23 protein-coding genes are annotated in these 24,866 nt (G+C 70.8%); 13 read left to right on the top strand and 10 right to left on the bottom strand.

Annotation, left to right across the window (positions count from 1 at the left end):
- Positions 1 to 32: 32 nt before the first annotated feature.
- From AB0M93_RS10285 to AB0M93_RS10270, 4 genes are all read left to right on the top strand, one after another.
- Entirely contained in the window at positions 33 to 752 is a 720-nt protein-coding gene (locus tag AB0M93_RS10285; protein WP_364270604.1) for a (Fe-S)-binding protein, read from the top strand.
- Between the two features lie 17 nt (positions 753 to 769).
- Positions 770 to 2,212 carry a lactate utilization protein B gene (locus tag AB0M93_RS10280; protein ID WP_364270703.1) on the top strand — a complete coding sequence of 481 codons (1,443 nt, stop codon included), beginning with the start codon at positions 770 to 772 and terminating at the stop codon, positions 2,210 to 2,212.
- Positions 2,209 to 2,781 carry a lactate utilization protein C gene (locus AB0M93_RS10275; protein ID WP_364270601.1) on the top strand — a complete coding sequence of 191 codons (573 nt, stop codon included), beginning with the start codon at positions 2,209 to 2,211 and terminating at the stop codon, positions 2,779 to 2,781. The genes AB0M93_RS10280 and AB0M93_RS10275 overlap by 4 nt, the downstream gene beginning before the upstream one ends.
- 115 nt (positions 2,782 to 2,896) lie before the next feature.
- Complete coding sequence (locus AB0M93_RS10270) at positions 2,897 to 4,192, top strand: DUF3592 domain-containing protein (protein ID WP_364270599.1); 1,296 nt, start codon at positions 2,897 to 2,899, stop codon at positions 4,190 to 4,192.
- Between the two features lie 25 nt (positions 4,193 to 4,217).
- On the opposite strand, the gene AB0M93_RS10265 is transcribed toward AB0M93_RS10270, so the two are convergent.
- Positions 4,218 to 5,291: a substrate-binding domain-containing protein gene (locus AB0M93_RS10265; RefSeq protein WP_364270596.1), complete on the bottom strand. Its 1,074-nt coding sequence runs from the start codon at positions 5,289 to 5,291 to the stop codon at positions 4,218 to 4,220.
- Positions 5,292 to 5,461: 170 nt separating this feature from the next.
- Here AB0M93_RS10265 and AB0M93_RS10260 point away from each other — a divergent pair, with 170 nt between their 5' ends.
- Together AB0M93_RS10260 and AB0M93_RS10255 are read left to right on the top strand one after the other, a co-directional pair.
- The gene (locus AB0M93_RS10260) at positions 5,462 to 5,821 is read left to right on the top strand and encodes a hypothetical protein (protein ID WP_364270593.1); all 360 of its coding nucleotides are present in this window, start codon (positions 5,462 to 5,464) and stop codon (positions 5,819 to 5,821) included.
- Between the two features lie 112 nt (positions 5,822 to 5,933).
- Positions 5,934 to 6,674: a ribonuclease activity regulator RraA gene (locus AB0M93_RS10255; protein ID WP_364270590.1), complete on the top strand. Its 741-nt coding sequence runs from the start codon at positions 5,934 to 5,936 to the stop codon at positions 6,672 to 6,674.
- Here AB0M93_RS10255 and AB0M93_RS10250 read toward each other — a convergent pair.
- From AB0M93_RS10250 to AB0M93_RS10230, 5 genes are all read right to left on the bottom strand, one after another.
- A complete protein-coding gene (locus tag AB0M93_RS10250; protein WP_364270587.1) occupies positions 6,671 to 7,939 on the bottom strand; it encodes a mandelate racemase/muconate lactonizing enzyme family protein in 1,269 nt (422 codons plus the stop codon). The two genes, AB0M93_RS10255 and AB0M93_RS10250, sit on opposite strands and share 4 nt — an antisense overlap.
- Positions 7,936 to 9,942 carry an ABC transporter permease subunit gene (locus AB0M93_RS10245; RefSeq protein WP_364270584.1) on the bottom strand — a complete coding sequence of 669 codons (2,007 nt, stop codon included), beginning with the start codon at positions 9,940 to 9,942 and terminating at the stop codon, positions 7,936 to 7,938. The genes AB0M93_RS10250 and AB0M93_RS10245 overlap by 4 nt, the downstream gene beginning before the upstream one ends.
- Positions 9,939 to 11,363, bottom strand: coding sequence for an extracellular solute-binding protein (locus AB0M93_RS10240; RefSeq protein ID WP_364270581.1), 1,425 nt, complete (start codon positions 11,361 to 11,363; stop codon positions 9,939 to 9,941). The genes AB0M93_RS10245 and AB0M93_RS10240 overlap by 4 nt, the downstream gene beginning before the upstream one ends.
- 120 nt (positions 11,364 to 11,483) lie before the next feature.
- Positions 11,484 to 12,632: a Gfo/Idh/MocA family oxidoreductase gene (locus tag AB0M93_RS10235; protein WP_364270579.1), complete on the bottom strand. Its 1,149-nt coding sequence runs from the start codon at positions 12,630 to 12,632 to the stop codon at positions 11,484 to 11,486.
- Positions 12,633 to 12,681: 49 nt separating this feature from the next.
- Positions 12,682 to 13,428: an FCD domain-containing protein gene (locus AB0M93_RS10230; RefSeq protein WP_364270576.1), complete on the bottom strand. Its 747-nt coding sequence runs from the start codon at positions 13,426 to 13,428 to the stop codon at positions 12,682 to 12,684.
- A 74-nt stretch (positions 13,429 to 13,502) separates the two neighbouring features.
- Between AB0M93_RS10230 and AB0M93_RS10225 the strand changes: the two genes are divergently transcribed.
- The 6 genes from AB0M93_RS10225 to AB0M93_RS10200 all read left to right on the top strand — a co-directional run bounded on the left by AB0M93_RS10225 (position 13,503) and on the right by AB0M93_RS10200 (position 20,900).
- Positions 13,503 to 14,660, top strand: a complete 1,158-nt coding sequence (locus AB0M93_RS10225) for a mandelate racemase/muconate lactonizing enzyme family protein (RefSeq protein WP_364270573.1) — start codon at positions 13,503 to 13,505, stop codon at positions 14,658 to 14,660.
- 182 nt (positions 14,661 to 14,842) lie between these two features.
- Complete coding sequence (locus tag AB0M93_RS10220; protein ID WP_364270571.1) at positions 14,843 to 14,971, top strand: hypothetical protein; 129 nt, start codon at positions 14,843 to 14,845, stop codon at positions 14,969 to 14,971.
- Positions 14,972 to 15,236: 265 nt separating this feature from the next.
- Positions 15,237 to 18,155: a hypothetical protein gene (locus AB0M93_RS10215; RefSeq protein ID WP_364270568.1), complete on the top strand. Its 2,919-nt coding sequence runs from the start codon at positions 15,237 to 15,239 to the stop codon at positions 18,153 to 18,155.
- Positions 18,152 to 19,081 carry a hypothetical protein gene (locus AB0M93_RS10210; protein WP_364270565.1) on the top strand — a complete coding sequence of 310 codons (930 nt, stop codon included), beginning with the start codon at positions 18,152 to 18,154 and terminating at the stop codon, positions 19,079 to 19,081. The genes AB0M93_RS10215 and AB0M93_RS10210 overlap by 4 nt, the downstream gene beginning before the upstream one ends.
- Before the next feature lie 177 nt (positions 19,082 to 19,258).
- Positions 19,259 to 20,359 carry a hypothetical protein gene (locus AB0M93_RS10205; RefSeq protein WP_364270562.1) on the top strand — a complete coding sequence of 367 codons (1,101 nt, stop codon included), beginning with the start codon at positions 19,259 to 19,261 and terminating at the stop codon, positions 20,357 to 20,359.
- Between the two features lie 31 nt (positions 20,360 to 20,390).
- Positions 20,391 to 20,900, top strand: coding sequence for an aldo/keto reductase (locus tag AB0M93_RS10200; RefSeq protein WP_364270559.1), 510 nt, complete (start codon positions 20,391 to 20,393; stop codon positions 20,898 to 20,900).
- A 123-nt stretch (positions 20,901 to 21,023) separates the two neighbouring features.
- Here the strand turns inward: AB0M93_RS10200 and AB0M93_RS10195 are convergent, their stop codons facing one another.
- On the bottom strand, positions 21,024 to 21,680 hold the full coding sequence (locus tag AB0M93_RS10195) for a response regulator transcription factor (RefSeq protein WP_364270556.1): 657 nt from the start codon (positions 21,678 to 21,680) through the stop codon (positions 21,024 to 21,026).
- The gene (locus AB0M93_RS10190) at positions 21,668 to 22,951 is read right to left on the bottom strand and encodes a histidine kinase (protein ID WP_364270553.1); all 1,284 of its coding nucleotides are present in this window, start codon (positions 22,949 to 22,951) and stop codon (positions 21,668 to 21,670) included. Before AB0M93_RS10190 ends, AB0M93_RS10195 begins: the two co-directional genes overlap by 13 nt.
- Before the next feature lie 185 nt (positions 22,952 to 23,136).
- Between AB0M93_RS10190 and AB0M93_RS10185 the strand changes: the two genes are divergently transcribed.
- Entirely contained in the window at positions 23,137 to 23,625 is a 489-nt protein-coding gene (locus tag AB0M93_RS10185; protein ID WP_364270551.1) for a hypothetical protein, read from the top strand.
- Between the two features lie 151 nt (positions 23,626 to 23,776).
- Here AB0M93_RS10185 and AB0M93_RS10180 read toward each other — a convergent pair whose 3' ends face one another.
- Together AB0M93_RS10180 and AB0M93_RS10175 are read right to left on the bottom strand one after the other, a co-directional pair.
- Positions 23,777 to 23,992 carry a hypothetical protein gene (locus tag AB0M93_RS10180; RefSeq protein WP_364270548.1) on the bottom strand — a complete coding sequence of 72 codons (216 nt, stop codon included), beginning with the start codon at positions 23,990 to 23,992 and terminating at the stop codon, positions 23,777 to 23,779.
- A gap of 153 nt (positions 23,993 to 24,145) precedes the next feature.
- Positions 24,146 to 24,856 (bottom strand): hypothetical protein, encoded by a 711-nt coding sequence (locus AB0M93_RS10175; RefSeq protein ID WP_364270545.1) that lies wholly within the window; start codon positions 24,854 to 24,856, stop codon positions 24,146 to 24,148.
- Positions 24,857 to 24,866 lie beyond the last annotated feature (10 nt).

The following is a 24,866-nucleotide window of genomic DNA, read 5'->3' as shown; positions in this document are numbered from 1 at the left end:
TGAAACCTTTTAACTCGGCGGAGGAGGCGCGCGTGAAGGTCGCCGTGCTCGTCACCTGCATCAACGACGCGCTGTTCCCCGAGACCGGCAAGGCGGTGTTCCGGCTGCTGCGCCGGCTCGGCGTGGACGCGGACTTCCCGGCGGCGCAGACCTGCTGCGCCCAGCCGATGGTCAACACCGGCTACCTCGACGAGGCCGTGCCGGTGGTCCGCGCGTTCGCGCGGGCGTTCGCCGGGTACGACTGCGTCGTGACGCCGTCGGGTTCGTGCGCGGGGTCGGCCCGGCACCAGCACGGCCTCGTCGCCCGGCGCGCGGGGGAGCCCCTGGACCGGGGGCCGAAGGTCTACGAGCTGAGCGAGTTCCTCGTCGACGTGCTCGGCGTGACCGACGTCGGCGCCTACTTCCCGCACCGCGTCACCTACCACCCGACCTGCCACTCGCTGCGCATGCTCGGCGTCGGCGACAAGCCGCTGCGGCTGCTGCGCGCGGTCCGCGGGCTCGACCTCGCCGAACTGCCCGCCGCGGACGAATGCTGCGGCTTCGGCGGCACCTTCGCCGTGAAGAACGCCGAGACGTCCACCGCCATGGGCGCGGACAAAGCCCGGCACGTCCGCGGCACCGGAGCGGAAGTGCTCGTGGCGGGCGACAACTCCTGCCTGCTGCACATCGGCGGCCTGCTGTCGCGGCAGCGGTCCGGCGTCCGCGTGCTGCACCTGGCCGACGTGCTGGCTTCGACCGAGGAGGACGCGTGAGCGCCACGTTCGTCGGCATGCCCGCCTTCCCGGCCGCGGCCCGGGAAGCACTGGCCGACACCCAGCTGCGGCGCAACCTCGCCCACGCCACCGGCACGATCCGGGCCAAGCGCGCGGCCGTCGTCGGCGAGGTCGCCGAGTGGGAGGAGCTGCGCCTGGCGGGCGCGGCGATCAAGGACAACACCCTGCGCCGCCTCGACGAGCACCTGCTGACCCTCGAAGCGGCGTTGCAGGCCAGGGGAGTGACCGTGCACTGGGCGCGTGATGCCAAGGAAGCCTGCGACGTCGTCGCCGGCATCGCGCGCGGCCACGGCGTCGACGAGGTCGTCAAGGTCAAGTCCATGGCGACACAGGAGATCGGCCTCAACGAGGCCCTCGCCGAGCACGGCGTCACCGCCTGGGAGACCGACCTCGCCGAGCTCATCGTGCAGCTCGGCGACGACCTGCCCAGCCACATCCTGGTGCCGGCGATCCACCGCAACCGCGCGGAGATCCGGGAGATCTTCCGCCGCGAGATGGCCGGGGCGGGCCGTCCGGCGCCCGAAGGCCTGACCGACGACCCGGCCGAGCTGGCCGGCGCGGCCCGGCTGCACCTGCGCGAGAAGTTCCTGCGGGCGAAGATGGCGGTTTCCGGCGCGAACTTCGCCGTCGCCGAGAGCGGCACCCTGGTCGTCGTCGAGTCCGAGGGCAACGGCCGGATGTGCCTGACCCTGCCCGAGGTGCTCGTTTCGGTGGTGGGCATCGAAAAGGTCGTCCCCACCTGGCGCGACCTCGACGTGTTCCTCCAGCTCCTGCCGCGCTCCAGCACGGGGGAGCGGATGAACCCGTACACGTCGACCTGGTCGGGCGTGACCCCGGGCGACGGGCCGCAGGAGATGCACGTGGTGCTGCTGGACAACGGCCGCACCCGCGCGCTCGCCGACGAGGTCGGCCGGCAGGCGCTGCGCTGCATCCGCTGTTCGGCGTGCCTGAACGTCTGCCCGGTCTACGAACGAACGGGCGGCCACGCCTACGGCTCGGTCTACCCGGGCCCGATCGGCGCGATCCTCAACCCGCTGCTCAAGGGTGTCGGCGTCGACGAGCAGACGGACTCGCTGCCGTACGCGTCCAGCCTGTGCGGCGCGTGTTTCGAGGCGTGCCCGGTGCGCATCGACATCCCCGAAGTCCTGGTCCACCTGCGCTCCCGGGTGGTCGACGCGCACCGCGGCGGAACGCCGAAACCGGAGGCGGTGGCGATGAAAACGGCGTCGTGGGTGCTCTCGGACGCCCGTCGCCTGGGTCTGGCCGAACGCGGCCTGGGCGTAGCGAACCGGGCGTTGACCCGCTTCGGCCGCCGGGTGCTGCCGGGCGGCCGTCGTGCCTTGTCCCGCCTGCCGTGGCCGGGTTCACTGTGGACGAACGCGCGCGACCTGCCCGCCCCACCACCCGAGTCGTTCCGGACCTGGTGGCGCAAGCGATGACGGCCCGCGAGGAAATCCTGGCGGCGGTCCGCGGCGCGCTGCGGCACGCGGACCGGACCGAAGCCGAGGTCCCGCGCGGATATCGCGGTATCGCAGCCACGGACGTCGTCGCCCTGTTCGCCGAGCGCGTCGTCGACTACCGCGCGGCGCTGACGCGGTGCACCCCCGCCGAGCTGCCGTCCGCCATTCGCACGGCTCTCGGCTCGGCACAGAAGGTGTTGGTACCGCTCGGGTTCCCACTCGACATCGGCGGCACTTCGGCGGACCTGACAGAGTACGACGCGGTGGTCACGACGGCCGCACTGGGCATCGCGACAACGGGCACCATCGTCCTCGACCACGGCCCGGGCCAGGGCCGGCGGGCACTGAGCCTGGTCCCGGACGTGCACGTGTGCGTGCTCCGCGCGGACCGGATCGTCCCGGGAGTACCGCAGGCCGTGGCGGCCCTGGACCCGGCCCGCCCGCAGACGTGGATCAGCGGCCCGAGCGCGACCAGCGACATCGAGCTGACCCGGGTGGAAGGCGTGCACGGGCCGAGGAAGCTGCACGTGATCGTGGTGGCGGAGTAGTCCGGCCGGCGTGGGCATTGCCTGCTTGCACGCTCGGCGAGCCCGGCCGGTTGCCTCCGTCCGGTGTCGGCTTGCTCGCAGGTCAGGGCGGGTTTTCCGGGTCTACCCTGAGGCGATGACGCTGGGGATGGACCGGGATGCGACGAAGCACCGCCGGTGGCAGAACACCTTTCTGGCCGGCGCGATCGTCTTCGGCCTGACCGGGCTCGGGGACGCGGCGGGGACGGTCTACGGGCTGGCGACGCCCGGGTACGTCTTCGAAGACGGCGAACTCACGATCGAAATCCTGGCCTTCGTCCTGGCCGGTGCGCTGGTGCTGGGCTGCGTCGCCCTCGGGCGGCGGCACGACCGGCAGCGCGCCGCGCTGGTCGCCGAGCACGAACACTGGCTGCCCGCGCTGACCGCACGCAACGGGCAGGAGCAGGTCGACCTCGACGCCGAGACCGCCCGGTTGCGGTTGCTGGCGCTGCGGTCGGCGGGTCTCGTGCTGGTCTGGACGGCCGTGCTCGCGGGGGTGGTCGCGGGCCTCGTCGCGCTGAGCGCGTCGGCCGATCACCTGCTGAAGACCGGGGCGCGCGTGACCGGCGAGGTGCTGGCCGTCTCCAAGCACAGCCGGAGCCAGGACACGATCCGCGTGGTGTACCCGGTGGGCGACGACGACGGCTACCGGTACGCCGACATCGTCTGGGACTCCGGCCGGCCCTACACCAAGGGCCAGCGGATCACGGTCATCTACGACAAGGCCGACCCCGCCCGGGTGCGCACGCCGGACGAGCCCAACGACGACCAGACCCTGACGTGGGTCCTGCTGATCGGCGCGTGCGCCGGCGTGAGCGGGCTCGTGCTGTCGGTCATCGCCGCGGTGAACTGGCGCCGCCGGCACCGCGCGGTCCTCGCCACGGGCTGGCGGATCGCGTCGGTGACCGTCGTCCCGGACTACCCGGTCCGCCGCAACAGGCACATGCCGGACATCGAAGCCGAGTACCGCGACGGCACCCGCATGACGCTGCGCGCGGCGATGTCGACCCACGGCTCGGTACCGCTGAAGCACGAACCGAACCGCCGCGCTTGGATCGGCGGCACCGACCGCGACATGGTGGTCCTCTTCCCGAACGGACGGTGGCGCCCCGGCCCCTACACGGTCCCGGCGTACGCGTTGAACATGCGAACCGAGCCGGCGGCCGAGGTCCCGGAGGACCCGGAGAAGGTGGCGTTCGCGAACCGCAAGCTGCGCTGGTTCCTGATCGCGATGGGCGCCTGGTACGCCACGCTGATCGCGGTGGTGGTCGTACTGGTGACGCTGGAGCTGGCGTGGCCCTTGTTCGTCGTCGGGGTGGTGGGCTCGCTCGCGCCGATCCCGCTCGCGCAGATGTACTTCACCCGGGTCCGAACGGCCTTGGAGGACAAGTGATCCCGCTTTATCGACGAAACGAACTTCAGTCGGCTTCGTAGATTTCCGCTTTCAGGATCGTCCGTTTGGGTACAACGTAACCGCGGTGCATCTTGACAAGAAGGTCGACGGCACCCACTGCCAGGCGGTGGGTGTCTTGGACCACAGTGGCGCGAAACGGACTGTCCGCGGTGTCGATCAGCGTCCTGGCCTCCAGTACACCGTCGATGCCCACCACTACAGTGGCGTGTGTCGCCGCTGACGCGGCCGCCTCGACGGCATCGACCGCGCCGAGGGCCATCTCGTCGTTGGTGCAGAAGATCGCGTCGAGGCACTGGCCCGGTTTCAGTTGCCGGATGTGGGTCCGTACCGCGTTGTACGCCCGTGAACGCACGAACTCGCATCGATCGTCGATGACGACCTCGGCGCCAGGCAATCCGGAGCGCAACACATCTTCGCAGCGTTGTTGCCGGCTCTCGTGTTCATGACTGGCGATGATGAGCACATGCGGTCCTGTCTTCGCTCGCAACTGCTTGACCAGCCACTGTCCTGCCATTTCGCCGAGCTCGCCCGTGTCGTAGCCGATGAACGTGCTGTTGGACGGGTATTCGGACTCGGTCGGGAATGGATCGAGATCGGAAAACACGATCGGCATACGCGACTCTTTGCAGAACGTCACCAAGTCGCCGCGCAGCCTGGCCACCTCTCCGGCGACTATGATCCCGCCGATGAAGGCGTGTCTCCGGCTCAGGATGCGGCGTAGGTTATGAGCTTGTGCCCCCGCGTCATAGTCGCGGTCCGGCACTTTGAGTACGAGGTCGACATTCTCTCGGTCGAGAGCGCTGTGCACCCGCTGAACCAGCGCCGCCACGTAATATTTCTGGTTGAACGCCGAAGTCATCATGAAAGCCGCGGTCGGCCTCCTCCGTGGCGTCGTCGCGGCAAGAGCCCAGATGACGATCGCAACGACGACGGAAACCAGAGCGGACCAGAAGGTCGTGGCACCCGCCGAAATCCCCACTTGCAGGACTTTCACGAGGACGATCAGGATGACGCCGCTCGCGACGGAAGTGGTCATCGCGAACAGCGCGGGCGTCTTGTCCCGGTCAAGCCAAGCCATCCAGGCACCCCCTCAAGCGGTGTTGACCGGCGACAAGCCTACTGACACCGGGCGGCAGGTCAGCCCGATGCGACCGTTCAGGGTCTTCCCAGCCGAGATCCCCTGACGGACACACACCCAACTGCCGAATCGGCTGTGTGCACGGTGGCGGATCGACATATTCTGCTGGTGTGATCGAGATCGGTTCGCGGGCGCGCACCCTGCCGGCACCTCCGTCCGTCGTCTGGGAATCGCTCGTGGAGCCTCGCCGGCCGGGGGCTCGTCCTTGGCTTCGCTTGCTGGCCGACGAAGTCGATCCCCGGGTCCTCGCCGCGGACGAGCCCGGCCGGGTCGTGTGGTCGTCACTGTGGCCGAGCCGGCCCGAGGACCAGGTCCATTTCACCCTGACGGCTTCCCCGGACGGCGGGACGTTGCTGAGGTTCACCCTGCTGACTCCCGCCGAAGCGCCCGACCAGAGCAAGACCGGACACCTCCGGCGACGGCTCAACCAGCTGCTGTTCGCCGATCTTCGCTACTCCTACGGACAATGACTTCACCGGCCGGACTTCACCTGCCGCCGGAGATCGCGGAAGCGGGTTCGGCGGACTAGGCTCGGAGATCTCCGATATCAACGGTCAGCGCGGAACCGAGGGAGCTGCCCACGTGGTCGAGACGCACGACATCGTTCGCCCGCCTGCCGAACTCAGTGCGGCCCTCGCGGCCATCGGCAGCGCGACCGCCAGTGGCGAACTCAGCCGGATGGGGATCCGCAGCGCCTTCATCCAGGGGCCCGTTTCGGTGACCCCCGGTGTGCGCGTGGCCGGGCCCGCGCTGACGCTGCAGTTCCTGCCCAAACGGGAGGACCGCTACCCCGTCGACGAGTACGAGGAACCGGAAAAGCAGCTGCACCGGCACGTCATGTACCACACCCGGCCCGGCGACATGATCGTCGTCGACGCGCGCGGTGACATGAGCAGCGGTGTGTTCGGCGAGATGATGCTGACCTACTTCAAGGGCCGCGGTGGCGCCGGCGTGGTCGTCGACGGGTGCCTGCGTGACACCGGTGAGGCCAAGCAGCTCGGGCTCGGGCTGTGGATCCGGGGCGCCACCCCGAACTTCCACGCCCAGACCGGCATCGTCCCGGCCGCGGTCAACGTGCCCGTCGCCTGCGGCGGCACCCTCGTCGAGCCGGGCGACATCGTCGTCGCCGACGACGACGGGGCGGTCGTGGTGCCGGTCAAGCTCGCCCCTGCACTGGTGGCACACGCCCAGGAGCACGCGGAATGGGAGGAGTTCTCCCGCATCCGGCTCTCCGAGGGCGGCGACATGCGGCTGTACTACCCGCTGTCGGACGAAGCCCGGCCGGAGTACGAACGGTGGCGCGCCGAACAGGGCCGCGCCTAGCTCCACAGCCGGTCGTGGCTGGATTCGGCGTCCCAGTGCGTCGTCTCGGCGAAGAACACCGGGTCGCGCGGGTCGAGGTGGCGGCGCAGCAGTTCCTCGTCCAGGTCGCCGAATCCGAGGCCCGGCGTGTCCGGCACGGTGATGTGGCCGTCGTGGATCAGCGGGCGGGGGAGGCCGGTGACGAGGTCGCTCCAGAAGTCCACGTCGGCCGCGTGGTGTTCGAGGGCCAGGAAGTTCTCCGTCGCCGCCGCCAGGTGCACGCACGCCATCGTCGCGATCGGTGACGCCGCCAGGTGCAGCGCCATCGCGATCCCGCGCTCCTGCGCGTAGTCGCCGAGCCGCTTGGTCTCCGCGATCCCGCCCGCCGTCGCCGGGTCGGGGTGCACGACGCGGATCGCACCCGCGTCCAGCAGCGGCCGGAAGCCGTCGAGCAGGTAGATGTCCTCGCCGGTGCACGTCGGGACGGCGACGGCCTCGGTGAGCCGGCGCCACTGGCCGGTCAGCTGCCACGGGATCAGGTCCTCGATCCACGCCAGCGTGAACGGCTCCAGCGCGCGGCCGATCCGGATGCCCGAGTCGAGGGCGATGTGGCCGAAGTGGTCGGCGGCGAGCGCGACGTCGTAGCCGACGACGGACCGCACGATGTCCACATAGGACACCAGGTGTTCGACACCGCGCGCGGTGACCTGGATGCCGGTGAACGGGTGCATCGTCGTGACGTCGTCCCGCGCGCCCGGCGGCGCGATCAGCGCTCCCGGTACGTCCCACAGCAGGTCGATGCCCACGTCCATCTTCAGCATGGTGAACCCGCGCCGCTTGCGCTCCAGCAGCCGGGCGCCCATCTCGTGCGGGTCCGGCAGCGACGGTGTGTCCGCGTAGCAGCGGATCTCGTCCCGGAACCGGCCCCCGATCAGCGCGTACGCGGGCACGCCGTACGCCTTGCCCGCCAGGTCCATCAGCGCCATCTCGACGCCGGACACCCCGCCGCCCTGCCGGCCGTGGTGCCCGAACTGCTTGATCTTGCGGAAGATCTTGTCGACGTTGCAGGGGTTTTCGCCGACGAGCCTGCTCTTGAGCACGAGCGCGTAGGTGGCGCTGGCCTGGTCGCGCACCTCCCCGTAGCCGGACAGGCCCTGGTTGGTGTCGATCCGGATGATCGACGAACGGAACGGCACCCCGGCCAGATTGGCCACCCGCAGGTCGGTGATGCGCAGGTCGCTCGGCCGGGACGCCGTCGCGACGTGCTCCTCCGAGACGGCGCTCATCCCTTCACCGCCCCCGCGGTGAGGCCTTCGGTCAGGAACCGCTGCCCGAACCCGTACATGAGCACGACCGGGATGCTGACCAGCAGCGAGGCCGCGGCCAGCTGTCCCTGCGGCACGACGTCGCCGAAGATCATCGACTGCATGCCGACCGGCAGCGTCTTGTTTTCGTTCTTGGTGATGAACACGAAGGCGAACAGGAACTCGTTCCACGCGTTGGTGAGCGTGAACAGCGCGACGGCCAGCAGGCCGGGTTTGGCCAGCGGCAACACGATCCGGACGAACGCGCCGAACCGCGTGCAGCCGTCGACCAGCGCGGCCTCCTCGAGGTCGGCCGGGATCGACTTGAAGTAGCCGACGAGCAGCCACGTCGCGAACGGCAGGGTGAACGTCGGGTAGGCGAGCACGAGCGACCACAGCGAGTCGTTGAGCCCGATCCCGCTCATCAGCTGGTACAGCGGGATGAACAGCAGCGCGCCCGGCATCACGTAGGTGAGCAGGATCGTCACCGTGAAGCTCTCCGAACCCCGGAACTTCAGTCGTGCCAGCGCGTAGCCGGCCAGGGCCGCGCAGATCAGGGCGATCACGGTGGACGCCACCGACACCAGGATCGTGTTGACGTACCAGGTGCCGAACGCGCCCGTGAACAGGTTGGTGAACTGCTCGGTGGTCCACGGGGTCGGCCAGAGGTCGTCGGTGCGCGCGACGATCTGTCCGTCGGACTTGAAGGCCGTGATCGTCATCCAGTAGATCGGGGCGAGCACGAAGCCCAGCAGGCCCACGAGCGCGACCCCCGAGCCGGTGCCGCCGACCAGGCGTGCGGCGAGCCGCTTGCTTCGCGCGGCGAGCGCGGAAACCACCCGGCCGACCACGGCCGCGAGCACCACGAACACGCCCAGCAGGAGCGCGGCCTTCCACACGATCTGCGGCGACGCCCAGACCAGCACGAGCACCGAGGCCACGACGATCACCCACGGCAGCGCCCGGCGCTGCACGGGACTCAGCCGCCGGTGCCCCAGGTCGGCCGCGCCCGGCTGGTCGCTGCGGCGCATCATCCGCACGAGGATCACCACGAGGACGGCGATGACCGGCAGCATCACCAGCGTGACCGCGGCGCCCGCGCCGAGCTGCAGCTGCTGGATGGCCTTCGAGTAGGCCACCATCACGTACGGGGCGGTGGCGTCCCCCGGTCCGCCCTGGGTCATCAGCCAGATCAGGTCGAAGTTGTTGAACGTCCAGATCGACGACAGCAGCACCGTCACGATCATGACCGGACGCAGGCCCGGGAGCGTGATGTGCACGAAGCGCTGCCACGGCGAGGCGCCGTCCACCATCGCGGCCTCGTGGAGATTGCTGTCGATCGCCTTGAGCCCGGCCAGGAACGTCACCGTGAAGAACGGGATGCCCTTCCAGACGTTGACCAGGATGACCGCCGGCATGGCGAGCGCGGGGTCGGACAGCCATTCCGCGGGCCACTTGTCGACGAGCCCGATCGCGGCGAGGAAGGGCCCGATCCCGGAGTCGGTGAGCAGGACGTTGACGCTGCCGAAGATCGGGTCGAGCAGCGACCGCCAGGTGAACGCCGTGACGACCGTCGGGATCACCCACGGCAGCAGGATCACCCCGGCGACGATCGCCCGGCCGCGGCGCATGTGGTGCAGGATCATCGCCGCGATGAGGCCGAGGGTCACCTTGAAGATCTCGGCGTACGCGGTGAAGACGAACGAGTTGAGCACTCCCTTGTGGAACAGGGCGTCGTCGATGAGGGCGGTGTAGTTGTCCAGCCCGACGAAGATCGTCTCCGCGCCGTGGCGTTCCGTGACGCTGGTGAAGACCGAGCTGACGATGGGGAACAGGATCAGGCCGGCGACCAGCACCAGCGTCGGCCCGATGAACACGGCGGCGAGGCGCCAGTCGCGCCCGAGCCGCCGCTGCGTTCCGGTGAGGGAGGAAGACGCGCCCGGCGCCGGACGGGCCGGCGCCGGGCGCGGACGCAGGACGGTCACTGCCGGTAGCCCTGCTGCTCGAAGATCTGCACGATCCGGCCGTGGGTCGCGGCGACGGCGTCGGCCGGCTTGGTGCCCTGGATGACCGACTGCATCATGTCGGTCAGCAGGTAGGCGGCGAGGGCGGCCTGCTCACCGGGGCTCGGGGCCTGGGGGAACGCGTACCCGGTCTTGGTGGTCACCGGCAGAGGCGTGCGGGTCTGCTCCCGCAGCGCCGGGAAGGCCGGGTCACCGCTGGTGTAGTACGGGTCGGAGTCCCAGACCTTGCTCCACGACGGGTTGACCAGGCACGGTGCTTCCTTCGCGACTCCGAGCAGCGCGCTCCCGCCGGCCATGAACTTCGCCACCAGCTTGGCGAGGTCGGGGTTCTTCGCCCCCTTGAACACGACGAACGAGTTGGACTCGCCGTACGCGAGCGGCCGGTCGAGCGCCGGTCCGGTGGCGCCGTTGAACACGTGCGTGTTGGCGTACACCGGGTTCTTCTTGGTCTTGGAGTCGGCGTAGACGCTGAACTGGTTGAGCGTGAGCCCCAGGATCCCGGCCAGCCAGTTCTCGTTGTTGCTCGAGTCGGTCCAGCTCCCGACCCCGGGCGGCAGCATCGGCTTGTACTTCGGGTTCGTGTAGATGTCGCCGATGAACGTGACGGCGGCGACGGTCTCCGGCGAGTTGAACACCACCTTCGTGCCGGTGTTGTCCGCGATCGCCCCGCCGTAGGTGTCGATGACGTTCTGGATGAAGCCGTTGGCGTCGCCGGAGCGGTTCACCGTGAGACCCCAGCCGAAGCGCCGCTTCGCCGGGTCGGAGACCGCCAAGGCGTTGTCGCGCAGCTCTTCCCACGTGTAATAGGGTTTGAGTGGGAGCCCCTTTTCGGCGTACCAGTCCTTGCGCAGGTACATCCCGGACGCGATGAAGTGGTACGGGATCGCGAACCAGCGCCCGTCGAACACGCAGAACTTGGTCGACGCCGTGGCCGGCTCCCCGTAAAGCGCTTTCATCTCCGTGACCACGTCGGTGACGTCGGTGAGGGCGCCGAGGTTGTGGAGCTGGCCGACGAACCGCCGGTCGCTCACGAAAGCCAGATCGCGGTTGGTGCCCGCCTTCACCTCCGCGTCCATCTTCGCGACCATGTCGCCGGCGTCGCCGGAGACCAGGTCGTTGCGGATCGTGGTGCCGGTGGCCTGCGCGAAGACCTGCAACGACCGGTCCAGCGCCTTGTTGGCGGCTTCCGAATACAGCTTCTGCGAAAGCATTCCCACCGAGCCGCCGCGAAGCGCGGCCGCCTGGTCGAGCAGCGGCTGGGGCACCTGGACGTCGACCTTCGGTGCGGGTGCGGGATCGCTCCCGCACCCGGCGAGACCGAGCACGCCCAGCGCGCTCACCCCGAGGAACGTGCGTCTCGACAGGTCATTCTTCTCTTCCATGACAACTCCTCGTACCGACGGGGCGACAGTGCGTCCGGCGGGGCAGCGGGGCGAGTGCCGCGCTGTGAGTCTTCAGAGCGGTGAGTCTTCAAAACTGTGAGTCTTCAAGCTGCCGGTCGTTCATGCGGCGAAGGACGCCGAACTGCTGATGCGTTGTCCCGGCAGCCCGTCGAACAGCCCCGCCGAGCCGCGGGGCCGCCACAGCGGTACCGGGCCCGCGCCGGGCACGGGGTCGAGCGCCAGGGCGGCCGCCTGTTCCGCGGAGTCGAGCGCCCGCTGGACGACCATCGCGTTGGCCACGCTCTGCGCGACGCTGCCGACCGGCCGCACGCCGAACTGCACGGCGTCGGCGAAGTCGACGAGCTCCGCGCGGTAGCCGTTGTCGCTCCCGCGGAAGACTGTCGTGTGGGTGCTGGCGTCCGGGCTGCTGCGCGTCACGTGCCGCTCGGACTCGGACCCGGCGAGCACGAGCACGCCCTCGGTACCGTACAGCCGCATCTCGTTGGGCTCGGGCGGCACCGGGATCTCGGGGAAGGACGCGGTGTAGTTGCCGATGGCGCCTCCGGTGAAGACGAGGTTGAGGGTGAGGTCCGACGGTGCGTCGATCGTGCTGTTGGCCGCCTGCACGGCACCGTGCACCCACGCGACGTCACCGCAGAGCAGCCGGATCTGGGCGATGTTGTGCACGCCGAAGTCGAGGTGCACGCCACCGCGGTACTGCGGCCGCTGCCGCCACGGCGTGCTGGTGAACCGGCCTTCGCGGGGCACCACCTGCCCGGCGTGCCGCCACGCCATCAGGTGCGGGCGGCCGATCGCGCCGTCGTCGAGCAGGGCACGGGCGTAGCGCAGGTCGTCGCGGTAGAAGTAGTTCTCGCCCACCATGAAGGTGCGGTCCGGGTGCCCGGCCGCGAGGGCGAGGAAGGCCGCGGCCTGCTCCGCGTCGACGCCGGCCGGCTTCTCGCAGAACACGTCCTTGCCCGCCGCGAGCGCGTCGCACGCCACTTCGTACAGGTGCGGGATCGGCACCGAGATCAGCACGGCGTCCACGTCGTCGCGGGCCAGCAACGTGGCCCGGTCGGCGACGGCCCGGGCCGGATCGGTCCCGCTGTAGCCGGCGAACCGTCCGCGCTGCTCGGCGGAGGAGTCGGTGAACGCGGTGACCTCGTACCGGTCGGTGAGCCCACGCAACGCCGGCCAGTGCAGCTTTTCGACCGCGAGACCGGTGCCGATCAGCCCCAGCCGGATCGGTGGGTGCGCCGATGCTGCCATGCCTCGTCCGTCCTCGTCATCGGTTCCGGAACTCGGTCGTGCCCAGTCGCTAACGCCGCTTGGCGGCCCGCTTGCTTCGCTGCCCCTTCTCCGCGAGGAGCGTGGAATAGTTGTTGCTCAGGTGATTGCGCATCGCCGCGCGCGCCGCGGCCGGATCGCGCGCGACGAGCGCCTCGTAGATCTCCGTGTGCTGGGCCGTGGCGCGGTGCAGCCCGGCCGGCGCCTCGTTGGTGACGCGCCGGCTGGCCGTGCCGAGCCAGCGGGCGGAGTACATGATCCGGTCGAGGATGCGGTTGTCGGCCGCCCGGCAGATCTCCATGTGGAACTCGTGGTCGACCTCGAGGTAGGCCTCGGGGTCCGCCTCGAGCGCCGCCATCCGGCCGATCTCGCCCCGGAGCCGCTCCAGCGTCTCGTCGGTGATGCTGGCCGCGGCCATCGCGGCGAGCTCGGGTTCGAGCAGCGCGCGCATCTGGTGCAGTTCCTGCAGCAGCTCGTCGACGATCTCCGGGGGCAGCCACTCGATGAGCAACGGGCTCAGGTAATCCCACTCCGCGCGGGGGCGCACGACGACACGGCGGCCCTGCGCGACGTCGACGATGTCGAGCGAGGCGAGGATCTTGAGCGTCTCCCGCGCCACCACGCGGGACACCCCGAACTCACCCGAGATGTCGAGTTCCGACGGCGCCCGGCCGTCCTCGATTTCGCCGCGGACGATCCGCCGGGTCAGGTGGGCCGCCACCTGCACCGGGAGAGTCCGGACCTTGACAGCGTCCGGAGACTCTTGTCTCCTTGGCATGTCATCAGCTTATAGGACAAGTTGGACCTCGCGACAGTCCGTTCTTTTCGGCACTACCCGGCGGCGGGAGAGCAATGCGGATCGTGAACGTGACGACGGCGGTGGTGGCCTACCACGGTCAGGCCACCCTGGTGCGGATCGACACCGACGAGGGGCTCAGCGGGTTCGGCGAGGCCAATCCCGATGCCGGCGCGGCGGCGGTCGTCGGGATGATCGAGTCCCTGACGCCTTTGCTGATCGGGGAGGACCCGCGCAACGTCGAGCGGTGCTGGGAGAAACTGCGTCGCAGCAAGGTTTTCGCGGGCGCGCAGAGCGGGGTGTTCGTGATCGCCCTGTCCGGGATCGAGCTGGCGCTGTGGGACCTCGCGGGCAAGGCGGCGGGTCAGCCGGTCCACCGGCTGCTCGGCGGCAAGTTCCGCGACCGCATCCGGTTGTACGCCGACTGCGGCGACGGCGACGACCCGGCGGGCTCGGTCGCCGGCTGCGTCGACCGTGCCCAGCGGATGGTCGCCGAAGGCTTCACCGCCCTCAAGTTCGACATCGACGACCTGCACCACCCGGCCAAGCTCGACGCGTTCAACCACACGATCAACGCGGCCGAGCTGCGCTCGATGGTTTCGCGGGTGGCGGCCGTCCGGGAAGCGATCGGCCCGGACATCGACCTGGCGATCGACCTCCACGCCCGCTACGACGTGCCGAGCGCGTGCCGGATCTCGTGGGAGCTCGAGCCGTTCCGCTTGATGTGGCTCGAAGAGCCGCTGCCGGCGGAGAACGTCGACGCGCTGGTCCGCGTGCGCGAGCAGACCCGGACCCCGATCTGCGCGGGAGAAAACCTTTACCTGCGCTGGGGCTTCCGCGAGCTGCTCGAACGCGGCGCGGTGGACGTCATCGAGCCGGACGTCCCGAAGTGCGGCGGCCTCGCCGAGGCCAAGAAGATCGCCAACCTGGCGGAGCTGCACTACATCCCGTTCGCCCCGCACCTGGTGTCGACCCCCCTGGGCACGATGGCGACGTCCCAGCAGTGCGCGGCGATCCCGAACTTCTTCGTCCAGGAATGGCACGCCCTCGAGGAGCGCGCGGTGTGGGACAGCTACGTCCACGCTCCCGACGGAAGCGGCTCGATCGTGAAGGACGGCTACATCACGCTTCCCGACACCCCGGGCATCGGCGTGGAGCTCGACATGGACGGCGTCCGCGCCCACGCCGTCGAGGGGTACGGGGTGTTCGAATAGGCACCCGGGGCCCGGCTCGCAACCGGCTCGCGGGCGTCTCGAGAGCGATCCGCCGGGGATCGCTGTAGCTGCTGTCATCGGACCTGCCGCCGGTCAGCGAGCTCGCCGACCACCTTCACCGGCTTCTCGACCACCTCGAGCCGAAGGCCGAAACCCTGTGGCAGCTGAGCGATCAGGGGTACGTGGCCGACTGGTTCTGCCTGGCGGCGTCCCAGGCGACCGAGCACGCGATCGAGCTGGACCGCCCGCTCCTCCGCCGGCTGCTCGCCATCCCGGGCGACCTGCTCCTCGACACCATGGGCGACGACTGACGGCCACGTCCGCTCACGCTGCAGAGCGTGTCCGGTCTGCCCGTTCGTGATGGTCGCGGGGAAACATCGCCCGCGGGACGGCGGACTTGCCGGCCACGGTTCCTGCCCGATCGGGCAGTTCTTTCCGCCCTTTTCCGGAGCCCCGACGAGCGTTGTGGTCCCTCCCCCGGGCGGCTAGGCATGAGGTATGGCCGAGCGCCACATACCGAGCTTGGACCCCGAGGCCGCGCGAGCTCCCGTGCGAGGCCGGGAAGCTCACGGCGAGGTGGACACCGCGAGAGCGAAGGGCGCGGTGCAGCTGAACGCGAGCGCGCCTCGGACGTTGGTCGCTCTGCAGCGTTCGGCCGGCAACGCCGCCGTGGCGTCGATGCTCGCGCGCCGCCAGGCACCGGCCCCGTCGGTCGATTCGCCCGCCGCCTCGAGTGGCCCCGAGATCGTCGTGGATGCGCCAGTCGAGGCCGAGCGCGCCCTACCGGCGCTCGGCCCCGCGCCCGGTGCGCAGGCGCAAGGGGACTCCCCGCATGACCACGACGAGCCGTCGCCGTCGGACCACCCACCGGAGCTCGGCGACGTGATCGGCGCCGTGGGTGATGCCGGCGTGACGCCGGTCGACAGGCCGACGAACGACGACGATGCCGACCACGCGACCGCCCCTGCTCCGGGGGCTCCCGCGCCCGTCCAGCGCTTCGGGCTGTCCGACCTGCCCGGCGCGGGCCTGGTGACCCGCGCCGCCAACGCGGTGGGGGATTTCGCCGGGGCGGCACTGGACGCGGCGAAGCGCCGGATCGGCTCGTTGACCGGCTCATTGAGCTCCGGGTGGAACTCGCTGCGGTCGACGGCCGGGAACTTGCTGACCGGCCTGGGTGACGCGGCGCGCGGCGGCGTAGAGGAGGTCGGCCGGCTCGGGTCGTCGATCTCCGCCGGCGTGTCCGCGGGCTTCGGCGTTGCGACCAAGACGCTGAGCGGGTTGACCTCGAGCTTCACCCGGACGATGCACCGGGGGCTGGAGACCGTGAAGGGTTCCGCCGGCGCGCTCGGCCACGCACTGTCCAGCATGGACGCGGAGGGGATGCGCGCGGCGTACGCGTCGGTCAAGGGCTCGGTCGGCCGGGTCTTCGGCAACCTGACGGCCGCCGCGAGCGCGCTGAACGCGCGAAGCCGCGTCCTGTGGGAGGGGCTCACCACCCGCTTCACCGGCGCGGTGCGCAACCTCGGCACGTTCGCGTCGGGCGTGGTCGACCGGGTCCGGACGGCGGCGGCGGGTGCCCTCGCGCGGATCAGCGGCAGTTGGGAGCGACTGCGCGGGACGGCGGCGGACATCGGCGGTGTCGGCGGCGTGCTCGCCCGCGTCGCCACGGCGGTCGTGGACCGGTTGCTCTCCGGGCTGCGGTCGCTCTGGGACGGCATCAACTCGGCGTGGGCTTCCGTGCGGAACTCCCTCTCTGCGGTCTCCGCGCGGGTCGCCGCGCAGGTCAGTGCCGCCAGGGAGGCGGTCGAACGGCAGGTGAAGTCGTCGTTCGACCGGCTGCGCGCGAGCTGGACCGCCGCCACCGGCCGCGCGGCCGCGTCGACCCGCAGCGTGCTCGGCGGAGTGGCGGGCATGGCCGGTCGCATCGCGAGCTTCAGCCTGGACAAGACGATCACCCAGGTAGCGGCGATCTCCAAGTTCGTCAAGTGGGTGTCCTCGGCACGGGAGGAAGCGGACGCCGCCCTCCAGCGCCGCGGCGCGGAGATCGCCGGGACGATCGAGGCCCGGATGCCGGAGGGCGCACGGGAGCAGGTCCTCCAGCACGCTCCGGGCGCGAGCCCTGCGCCGGCCGGGCCGGGACGGGCTCCGGTCGTGCAGCGCCAGGCCACCGGGTCGGGCGAAGCCCGGTCGTCCCTCTCGTTCGGCCACGCGCTGTCCTCCGTCTGGACGGCGAGCGCGCACAAGTGGTCGAAGCTGAGCGTCAAGCAGCTCGTCATCGACCTCCTCAAGACGATGCTGTGGCCGTGGCCGGCCGTGGGGCACGAGTTCGTCGCGCTGGGGGAGGACTGGAAGTCCTCGGCGCACCGGCTGTTCACTCCCCGGGGCTCGTCGATCGGCACGTTCTTCCAAGACCTCTGGACCGACCTGCTCGCCCTCTTGGACTTCCCGCTCGCCCTCGTGCGACACGTGGTCAACATGGCCGGCGCCCTGATGGGCTGGGTGACGGTCATCCTCGCCGGTGCCGGCGCGGTCGTCTTCGGTGCGCTCGGGTCGCTGCTGGGCCCCGGTGGAACGGCCGCCGGCGCGATCGCCGGGGGCGCCGCCGGCCTCGCGGTCGCCGGTGCGGCCGGCGAGGCGGTGCTCGCCGCGTTCGTCGCCGCCCAGGCGACCGACCTCGTCAGACGGCTCGCCGAGCTGGTCAGCGCGAACCTGATCGCCGCGGAGCGCGACGAGGACGTGGACAAGTCCTCGGACAGCGCGATCGGACTCGCCGTGGCCGGCATCATCGCCGGGCTCGTGTGGATCGCGGGCGAACTCGCCGGGTCCTTCCTGGAGGCCGTCCGCAAGCTCAAGGCCCCGCCGGTGAAGGACCCGCCGCCACCCTCGGATCCCCACCCACCCGTGGTGGATGCGGACACCAAGCCGCCGGACGTGACCCCGAAGGAGCAGGTACCCGACCAGGAGCCGCCGGACCGGCAGAACCCGCCACCCATCGACGCGTCGGCGAAGGTCGCCGAACGGTCGGACGGCTCCTTCCGGTTGAACCGCAAGAACATCCAGAACGTGGACAAGATCATCGGCGACCCGGAGTCGCGGGTGTACGCCGACGCCAACCGGGAAGCGGTCGCGGCCGAGCTCGCCGCCGGCAAGTCCGGTGTCGAGCAGGTCTACTTGGGAGAGCAGGCTGACCAGTTGATCAACGGCTCGCTCGGGCAGGACCTGTCCGCCGACGTCGTGGCTGTGACCAAGAACAGCCAGTACCATGTCTACGAGGCGAAAGGCAGCGACATCACCCACGGTCTGGAGCAGCTTGAGCACACCTCGCAGCAGCTCGGCCCCGGTCGCGTGCTGCGGCAGACTATCGTGACCAAGGAAAAGATCACCACCCCCGGGTACACCGTGAAAGACAGCGTTCTGATGCTCAACGGCAAGCAATGCCTCGTCGACGGCAAACCGGTTTACATCAAGTTCACCACGCAGAGGGGTGGCCGGTGAGCACCGAACTGCGCATCGCCGTGTACTTCGACGACGTCCCGCCTCCTCCCGGCGAGCTGGTCTGCCGGCTCGCCGAGGTGTTCGCGGGGTGGCCTCAGGCGAGTGCCGAATTCCGCGGCCTGAAGGTGCTGAAGTCGGACCGGCACACGAAGGTCGGTGAAACGGCGTCTCCGCTGAGCACTGCCGGGTTGTGCGCCGCGGCGCACGACCACGGCGCCGCGGACGAGTTGTTTTCCACCCGGTCCTCGTTCAGCTGCTGGCGCTTTCCCCGTGGAACTCCGGAGCCCGGCTCGGCAGGCGTGTGGCTGGAGGCGTGGGGTCCGGAGTGGACGGTGCGCAACCACGAGGACCGCGCCATCGGGGGAGAGGCCGCGCTGTCGGTGTTCGACGTGCGCCCGTTCGTCGCGCTGCTCGACCCGGGGCCGCACGAGGCGCAGGTGAATCCACGGGTGGAGGAGAACCTCGATGCGTTGACCGCCTTGGTCTTCCGGTTGGTGGAAGCACTGACCCCGCGCAGCATCAAGGTGTTCAGCGCGCACGGGCTCTACCTGCCCACCAACGCTCACTTGCTCTACCTCAGGGACGAGGAGGTCGTCCTCGACGACCTGGCCCTGCTCGCGCGGGCCTGGACCGACGGACTGCCGGCACACCACACCGGGCCGCTCGCCGAGGCTCGCCCGGACGACATGGCGAACGGCTTCCACAGCTGGCGCACGGCCGAGCAACGCGAGCGCCTCTGGCAGGAGCTTTCGTCGCTGCTGCCGCGAGCGGCGGCCGTGACGGCGGAGAACGTGCGCACTGTGCTCAAGAGCAACCGCTTCGACACGTTCACCATGCCGGTGGGCGTGACGGTGCTGGACTACCCCCACTTCATGAACGCGTTCCTCGACCGGTTCTACCTGGAAGTCCTTGCTGCCGCGCGGTGACCGACCGCCCCGCGCCACAGCCGGGCGAAGCCGTCGTCCCGGCGACCGGCCGGCTGCACTCCACGTCTGGCCCTGATCGTGCGCAGGCGGCATCTCTGTCCGCACCCGGAATCCGGCACCGGACCGGGGCGATCGAGGTAGCCTGTCGACCTGTGGCTCCGAGCGAGGGAGATGCCGGTGGACGTGTCCTCAGCCGTCCCCGAGGAGCTGCGCCCGGTGGTGACGACGTCGTCCGGAACGGTGCGGCTGGTGTTGGTGCCGCGCGTCCCGAGCCTGGTGGCCAAGACGTGGGCCGGCAGCCTGGCCATCCCGTTCGCGGTGGCCGGCCCGCTGCTCGCCGTCGTGGTCCTGCCCGTGGTCGCGGTCTTCTTCGGATGGACCACGATGTGGCACACCGCCCTGGTGCTCGGCGGCGTCCTCGTCGCCCTCGGTTTGGTGCTGTCGGTCGTCATGCCGTGGAGCCTGCGTTCCGGCGCACGGTGGATCGAGCTGGACCCGGGGGAGGACCCGGTGCGGGTGCTCGTCAAACGGCTGTCCGGGGCGACGCACACCAGTGCGTTGCGCTCGATCACCGTCATCGAACACGTGAAGCTCGCCGAACCCGCCGGTGTCGAACTGGAGGTGCGCACGGCGGACGACACCGTCCGGGGCGTCGAGCGGATCGACGTGGCCGCCCGGACCCTGGCGGGGTGGCTGAGCAGCCTGCCCGGCGTCGAGGTCGAACACCGGAAGGTCGTCGACCGGATCAACCCGACCCGCGACCGCTGGTGGCGGCACACGCAAGTGGCCGCGGTGTGGGAAGTGCCCGCCGACGCCGTCCCCGTGATCGCGGACGAACTCGGCGTGCGCTGTGACGTCTTCGTGCCCCGGGCCGGCGCCATGCAGGGCCACACCCGCGCGATCGCCGTCTACGACCCGGACGACGTCCAGGAGATCACCGACCAGCTCACCGCCGAAACCGTCGCGGCGTTCATGCTGCGCCGGCTGACGAGCTTCACGCGTGAGGCGAGGCTGCCCGACGGCGACGACCCGCTGCTCCACCTCGTCAAGGACACCGCACTCGCCGAGCGGTACCGCACCGCGCTGCAGCAGCTGCGCGATCCCGGCCCGGAAACCCACCGCTACGTCACGTTCGCGCAGTACTCGCTGTGCCAAGCCGTACGCGGCGAGCCGATTCCGGCGGCAGGGCCACCACAATGGACACTGCCGTCCGACTTCGAAGCGGTACTCGCCACCTCGATGGCCGCCCCGTTCCCGAGACCGACCCGATACGCCTGAACGACGGCGGGGCCCGGCCCTCCGGCTTGACGTGGAGCGCGCTCCAGGTCCTAGCGTCGGAGGCGTTCGCAAGCCGTCGAGGTACCGCCCGGTCGGCCGGGCGGGAGGAGTGTCCGCGCATGATCACCCGCTGGGGGTTGGGCTGGTGCCGTATTCGCCGCTGGGGCGGGGATTCCTGACCGGCACCGTGGACCGTTCCACGCTGGGCGAGAAGGACTTCCGGCGCACGAACCCCCGTTTCGCCGGCGAGGCGGGCGAGGCCAACGAGAAGATCGCGCAGACGGTGCGCGAGGTAGCTGACCGGCTGGATGCCACCCCGGCCCAGGTGGCACTGGCCTGGGTGTACGCCCAGGCCGACCGGCTAGGGGTGGCGGTGGCGCCCATTCCGGGCACCCGCAGCCCGGCCCGGCTGCAGCAGAACGCGGCCGCGCTGGAGCTCACCCTGGATGCTGAGGCGCTGGCCGCGCTGGACCCGCTGAGCGACCAGGTGGCTGGCGAGCGCTACACCCCCGCGCACACCGCCGAGGTCGCTCGGGGCTGAGGTCGCCCGGTGGGCTCGACGCGTGCCGGGGCATGACCAACGAGACTCGTGGCGTGCAGACAGCCGCGAGTCCGTCGTCGACCTGGCCGCCCTGGCTGCACCTGCAGTTCGGCGCCTCACGCTTCACACGGTCGGCGACGCGCGCTCCAGGAATCGCAGCACAGCCAGGACTCGCCGGTGATCGCCCTCCGAGGCGGGCAGGTCGAGCTTGGTGAAGATGCTGTTGATGTGCTTGGCCACAGCGCTCTCGCTGACCACGAGCTTCTCCGCGATCCCGGCGTTGGACCGCCCCTCGGCCATCAGTCCGAGCACCTCCCGCTCCCGCCCGGTGAGCCGGTCCAGCGGGGTGTTCTGCCGCCGCACCAGCAGCTGCGCCACCACCTCGGAGTCCAGCGCGGTGCCGCCCGCGGCCACCCGGCGCAGCGACTCCAGGAAGACGCCCACGTCCGCGACCCGGTCCTTGAGCAGGTAGCCGACGCCGGTGGTGCTCGTCGAGAGGAGGTCGGCGGCGTAGCGCTCCTCGACGTACTGGGACAGCACCATGATCGCCACCTCGGGCCACTGCCGCCGCACCACCAGGGCGGCGCGGATCCCCTCGTCGGTGAAGGTCGGCGGCATCCGCACGTCCGCGATCACCAATTCCGGGCGGTGCCGCTCCACCGCGGCCAGCAGCCCGGCGGCGTCATCCACCGCGGCGGCCACCTCGAAGCCGGTGGTCTCCAGCAGCTTGGTCAGCCCCGCGCGCAGCAGCACCGAATCCTCGGCGATCACAGTTCGCACGGAAGCTCCACCACCACCGTGGTCGGCCCGCCGACCGGGCTGACCATCTCGAACCTGCCGTCCACCGAAGCCGCGCGCTGCGCCAGGCCGGCCAGCCCGGAGCCGCGGGCGGCGTCGGCGCCGCCGATCCCGTCGTCCGCGACGGACAGCCGCAGCAGGGCGTCGTCCAGCCACACGTCCACCCGGGCCGCGGACGCCTGGGCGTGCTTGGCCACGTTGGCCAGGGCCTCCGAGACCATGAAGTACGCCACCGCCTCGACCGTCGGCGGGACCCGCCGGGGCACGTTCACCGCCAGCCGCACCGGCACCGGCGAGCGGGCCGCGATGCCGGAGAGCGCCGCGTCCAGGCCGCGGTCCTCGAGAACCACCGGGTGCAGGCCGCGGACGAGGTCGCGCAGCTCACCGAGGGCCTCCTTGGCCTCCTCGTGCGCCTCGGCCAGCGCGGTCCGGGCGTCCTCGGGCAGGTCCTTCAGGGTCGCCCGGGCCAGCCCCAGGTTCATCGCCAGGGACACCAGCCGTTGCTGGGCGCCGTCGTGCAGGTCGCGCTCGATCCGGCGGCGCTCGGCGTCGGCGGCGTCCACCACCGCGGCCCGGCTCTCGGTCAGGTCGGTCACCCGGCGGGCCAGCCGCTCCGCCCGGCTGGGGCCGAGCAGGGTGGTGGCGAACCTCAGATCCCAGCGCACCGAGGCCATGACCAGCCAGGGCGTGAGATAGACCACTACCAGGCACCCGAGCGCCCTCCACAGCGCCAGGGATGTCGGCATGGACAGCAAGTTCCAGTTCGGGCCGAGAACGATCGCCGCACTCAGCCAGCCGAAGAAGATGAGCCCGGAGATCCACATGGTGCCCGCGATCACGCCGACCAGGTGGGCCGCCGGTCCCGCGATCAGGTGGTAGCAGGCCTGCCGCCAGGTGCGCGGGTGGCGCAGCCGCGCGCGCATCCGCTGGAGGAACGGCGCGTCCGCGGACGCCTTGTCCCGGGCCGTGTGCGGGGCCCGGGGGATCTGGGCGCCCCGGATCTCGTAGTACGCGTACCGGCGCAGCGTCGTGAGCTGAGGGCCCAGCAGCACCGCCGCCAGCGGCGGGAGGAACGCGCAGGCGAGGATCGACGGCAGGTAGCCGGGTGCGAAGAACGCCCACGGCAGCCCGATCAGACCCAGCGGCAGCAGGCTCAGCGCCGAGGAGAGGAGCACGAACCACAGGTCGCGCCACGCCCGCCCGCGCCAGGGCGTCAGCAGGAAGCGGCCGATCGGCGCCAGGACGGTGTTCATGGCCCCCAAGGTATCGACCACGTGACCGGTGCTCCATGGCTCTGGTGCCCGCTTCGGCCTGTACCTGGCACCACCCCCGGAACGGAAAGCCGCATTACTGATTCGCCGGGCCACGGCGGCCAGGGTGGTGATCGTGCCCGGCGCACCATCAGACGCCGACGCCGGGCGGAGAGGGGACGACCGCCATGCTCGCCGCCACGGACAGCCTCGGCCGTGACCCCGTCCCCGGCCGGATCGGGTCCCGGCCGAGGCGCGGGCGTCCGGACGCCCGCGCCGACCGCCCCGGCAGACGCCGGCCGGGGGCGCTCGGTGTCGCCTTCTTACTGGCCGGGCTCGCGATGATCCCGTGGGTGTGCTACCTCTCGGTCACCTTGCCCGCCAGCGTGCGGGACGCGCATTGGTCGCTCGCCTGGGTCGGTCTGGACAGCTGCGAGGCGCTGGCGCTGTTCGCCACCGGCCGGTTCTTGCTGCGACGGGACAGCCGGTGCGTGCTGACCGCGGTCGGTACGGCGGTGCTGCTGCTCGTGGACGCCTGGTTCGACGTCACCGCGGCGGCGCCCGGCCCGGACCTGGCCACCGCGATCGGGATGGCGGTCTTCGTCGAGATCCCGATCGCGCTGGTCTGCGCCGTGCTCGCCTCGCGTGTCCTGCGCACGCCGTTCCCGCGCGGCTGACCGGCCACCGCGACCGGGCAGGGCGTTGTGCCGTTGCCGACGCAGGTCAACCGCACTCCGACCGGTGTCACCTCGATCAGGTCACGGCACGCACATGCCGACGTGAGTGAGTCCCGGTGCCGGGTCACCGGGACTCACGCGACCGCTGGTGTCAGCGGTCCATCAGCACGAACACGCCCCAGCCGAGATACTGGCGTTGGTACCGGGCGTGGCGTGCCGGAGCGGCGGCGAGTTCCGCGCGCAGCTGCCCGGCCGGCTCGTCGCCGGGATGGGCGTCCAGCCAGCGGCGGGTGTTGAGCCACTGAGCCGCGGCGTAGCGGCCCCAGCTGTCCTGGTGCCCAGGTGCACAGCAGCTCGCCCGAGCCACAGGCCAGGTCGAGCACCCGGGTGCCGGCGGCCGGGTTCAGCGCCTCACCGAGGTCTGCCGCACCTCTTCGGACGTAAGGTCATACCGTTCGACGGAAGGCTATGTGGGTCGCACGTGCCGGTCCACCGGTTGTCGCGTCGACCCGGGACGTGCTCAACGATCCGAGGGCGGCAACTCGGTCGCCGGCCATGACTGTGGCGCGGGCCCGAACGCGCGCCGGGCGGCTCGGACCGCCAGGGCGGCGAGGGTGGCGTTGGCGCCGCCGCCGATCACCGCGCCGATGCCGAATGGTGCCACCCGGCCGAGCACGATGACGCCCTGCTTGGTGCCGTACTTGGTGACGAAGTTCTTGCCCAGGACGCTGTTGATCTGGTTCAGCGTCGACATGGGCACCTTGCTGACGAGCTGGCGTGCCCAGTGCTGACCGGTGCGCTCGGCGGCCTTGCCGACGATGGTCGAGGAACCGGACTGGCCGAGCAGGATCCCCATGACCAGCGTCCGCCGGCGCTCGATCTCGTCCAGCCGGACCCCGTGGACCTCGGCGACCGAGAGCACGAACAGGGTGCTCAGCTCGAGCGAGGAGAACGCCTCGCCCGCCGACAACGCCAGGGCGACCCCGGTGCCGACGGCGGGCGCGGCCGCGGTGGCCCCGACCGCGGCCCCGGTGCCCGCCAGTGCACTGACGTACATCCGCTCCAGGGTGCGCACGACCTCCGCCGGTGTCGCTTCCGGGTTGCGCTGACGGGCCCGGGCGATGTTCCTGCGGACCAGCGGCGCCTGCAAGCCGATGGCCTTGTCCAGCAGCGCAAGGACCGGCTGCCCCTGCCCGCTCGACACCGGTCCTTCGAGGGCATCAGAGGCCACCGCGAGCTCC

The organism is Amycolatopsis sp. NPDC051102 (assembly GCF_040682815.1).
In the GTDB taxonomy this organism is placed as follows: domain Bacteria; phylum Actinomycetota; class Actinomycetes; order Mycobacteriales; family Pseudonocardiaceae; genus Amycolatopsis.
This window is presented reverse-complemented; position numbering and strand designations above follow the sequence as displayed.

Excerpts from the sequence above, each read along its gene's own strand:
- AB0M93_RS10280 (WP_364270703.1), top strand. The coding sequence starts at position 770 with ATGCCCGCCTTCCCGGCCGCGGCCCGGGAAGCACTGGCCGACACCCAG.
- AB0M93_RS10275 (WP_364270601.1), top strand. The coding sequence starts at position 2,209 with ATGACGGCCCGCGAGGAAATCCTGGCGGCGGTCCGCGGCGCGCTGCGG.
- AB0M93_RS10270 (WP_364270599.1), top strand. The coding sequence starts at position 2,897 with ATGACGCTGGGGATGGACCGGGATGCGACGAAGCACCGCCGGTGGCAG.
- AB0M93_RS10265 (WP_364270596.1), bottom strand. The coding sequence starts at position 5,291 with ATGGCTTGGCTTGACCGGGACAAGACGCCCGCGCTGTTCGCGATGACC.
- AB0M93_RS10250 (WP_364270587.1), bottom strand. The coding sequence starts at position 7,939 with ATGAGCGCCGTCTCGGAGGAGCACGTCGCGACGGCGTCCCGGCCGAGC.
- AB0M93_RS10240 (WP_364270581.1), bottom strand. The coding sequence starts at position 11,363 with ATGGAAGAGAAGAATGACCTGTCGAGACGCACGTTCCTCGGGGTGAGC.
- AB0M93_RS10235 (WP_364270579.1), bottom strand. The coding sequence starts at position 12,632 with ATGGCAGCATCGGCGCACCCACCGATCCGGCTGGGGCTGATCGGCACC.
- AB0M93_RS10230 (WP_364270576.1), bottom strand. The coding sequence starts at position 13,428 with ATGCCAAGGAGACAAGAGTCTCCGGACGCTGTCAAGGTCCGGACTCTC.
- AB0M93_RS10225 (WP_364270573.1), top strand. The coding sequence starts at position 13,503 with ATGCGGATCGTGAACGTGACGACGGCGGTGGTGGCCTACCACGGTCAG.
- AB0M93_RS10190 (WP_364270553.1), bottom strand. The coding sequence starts at position 22,951 with ATGAACACCGTCCTGGCGCCGATCGGCCGCTTCCTGCTGACGCCCTGG.
- AB0M93_RS10185 (WP_364270551.1), top strand. The coding sequence starts at position 23,137 with ATGCTCGCCGCCACGGACAGCCTCGGCCGTGACCCCGTCCCCGGCCGG.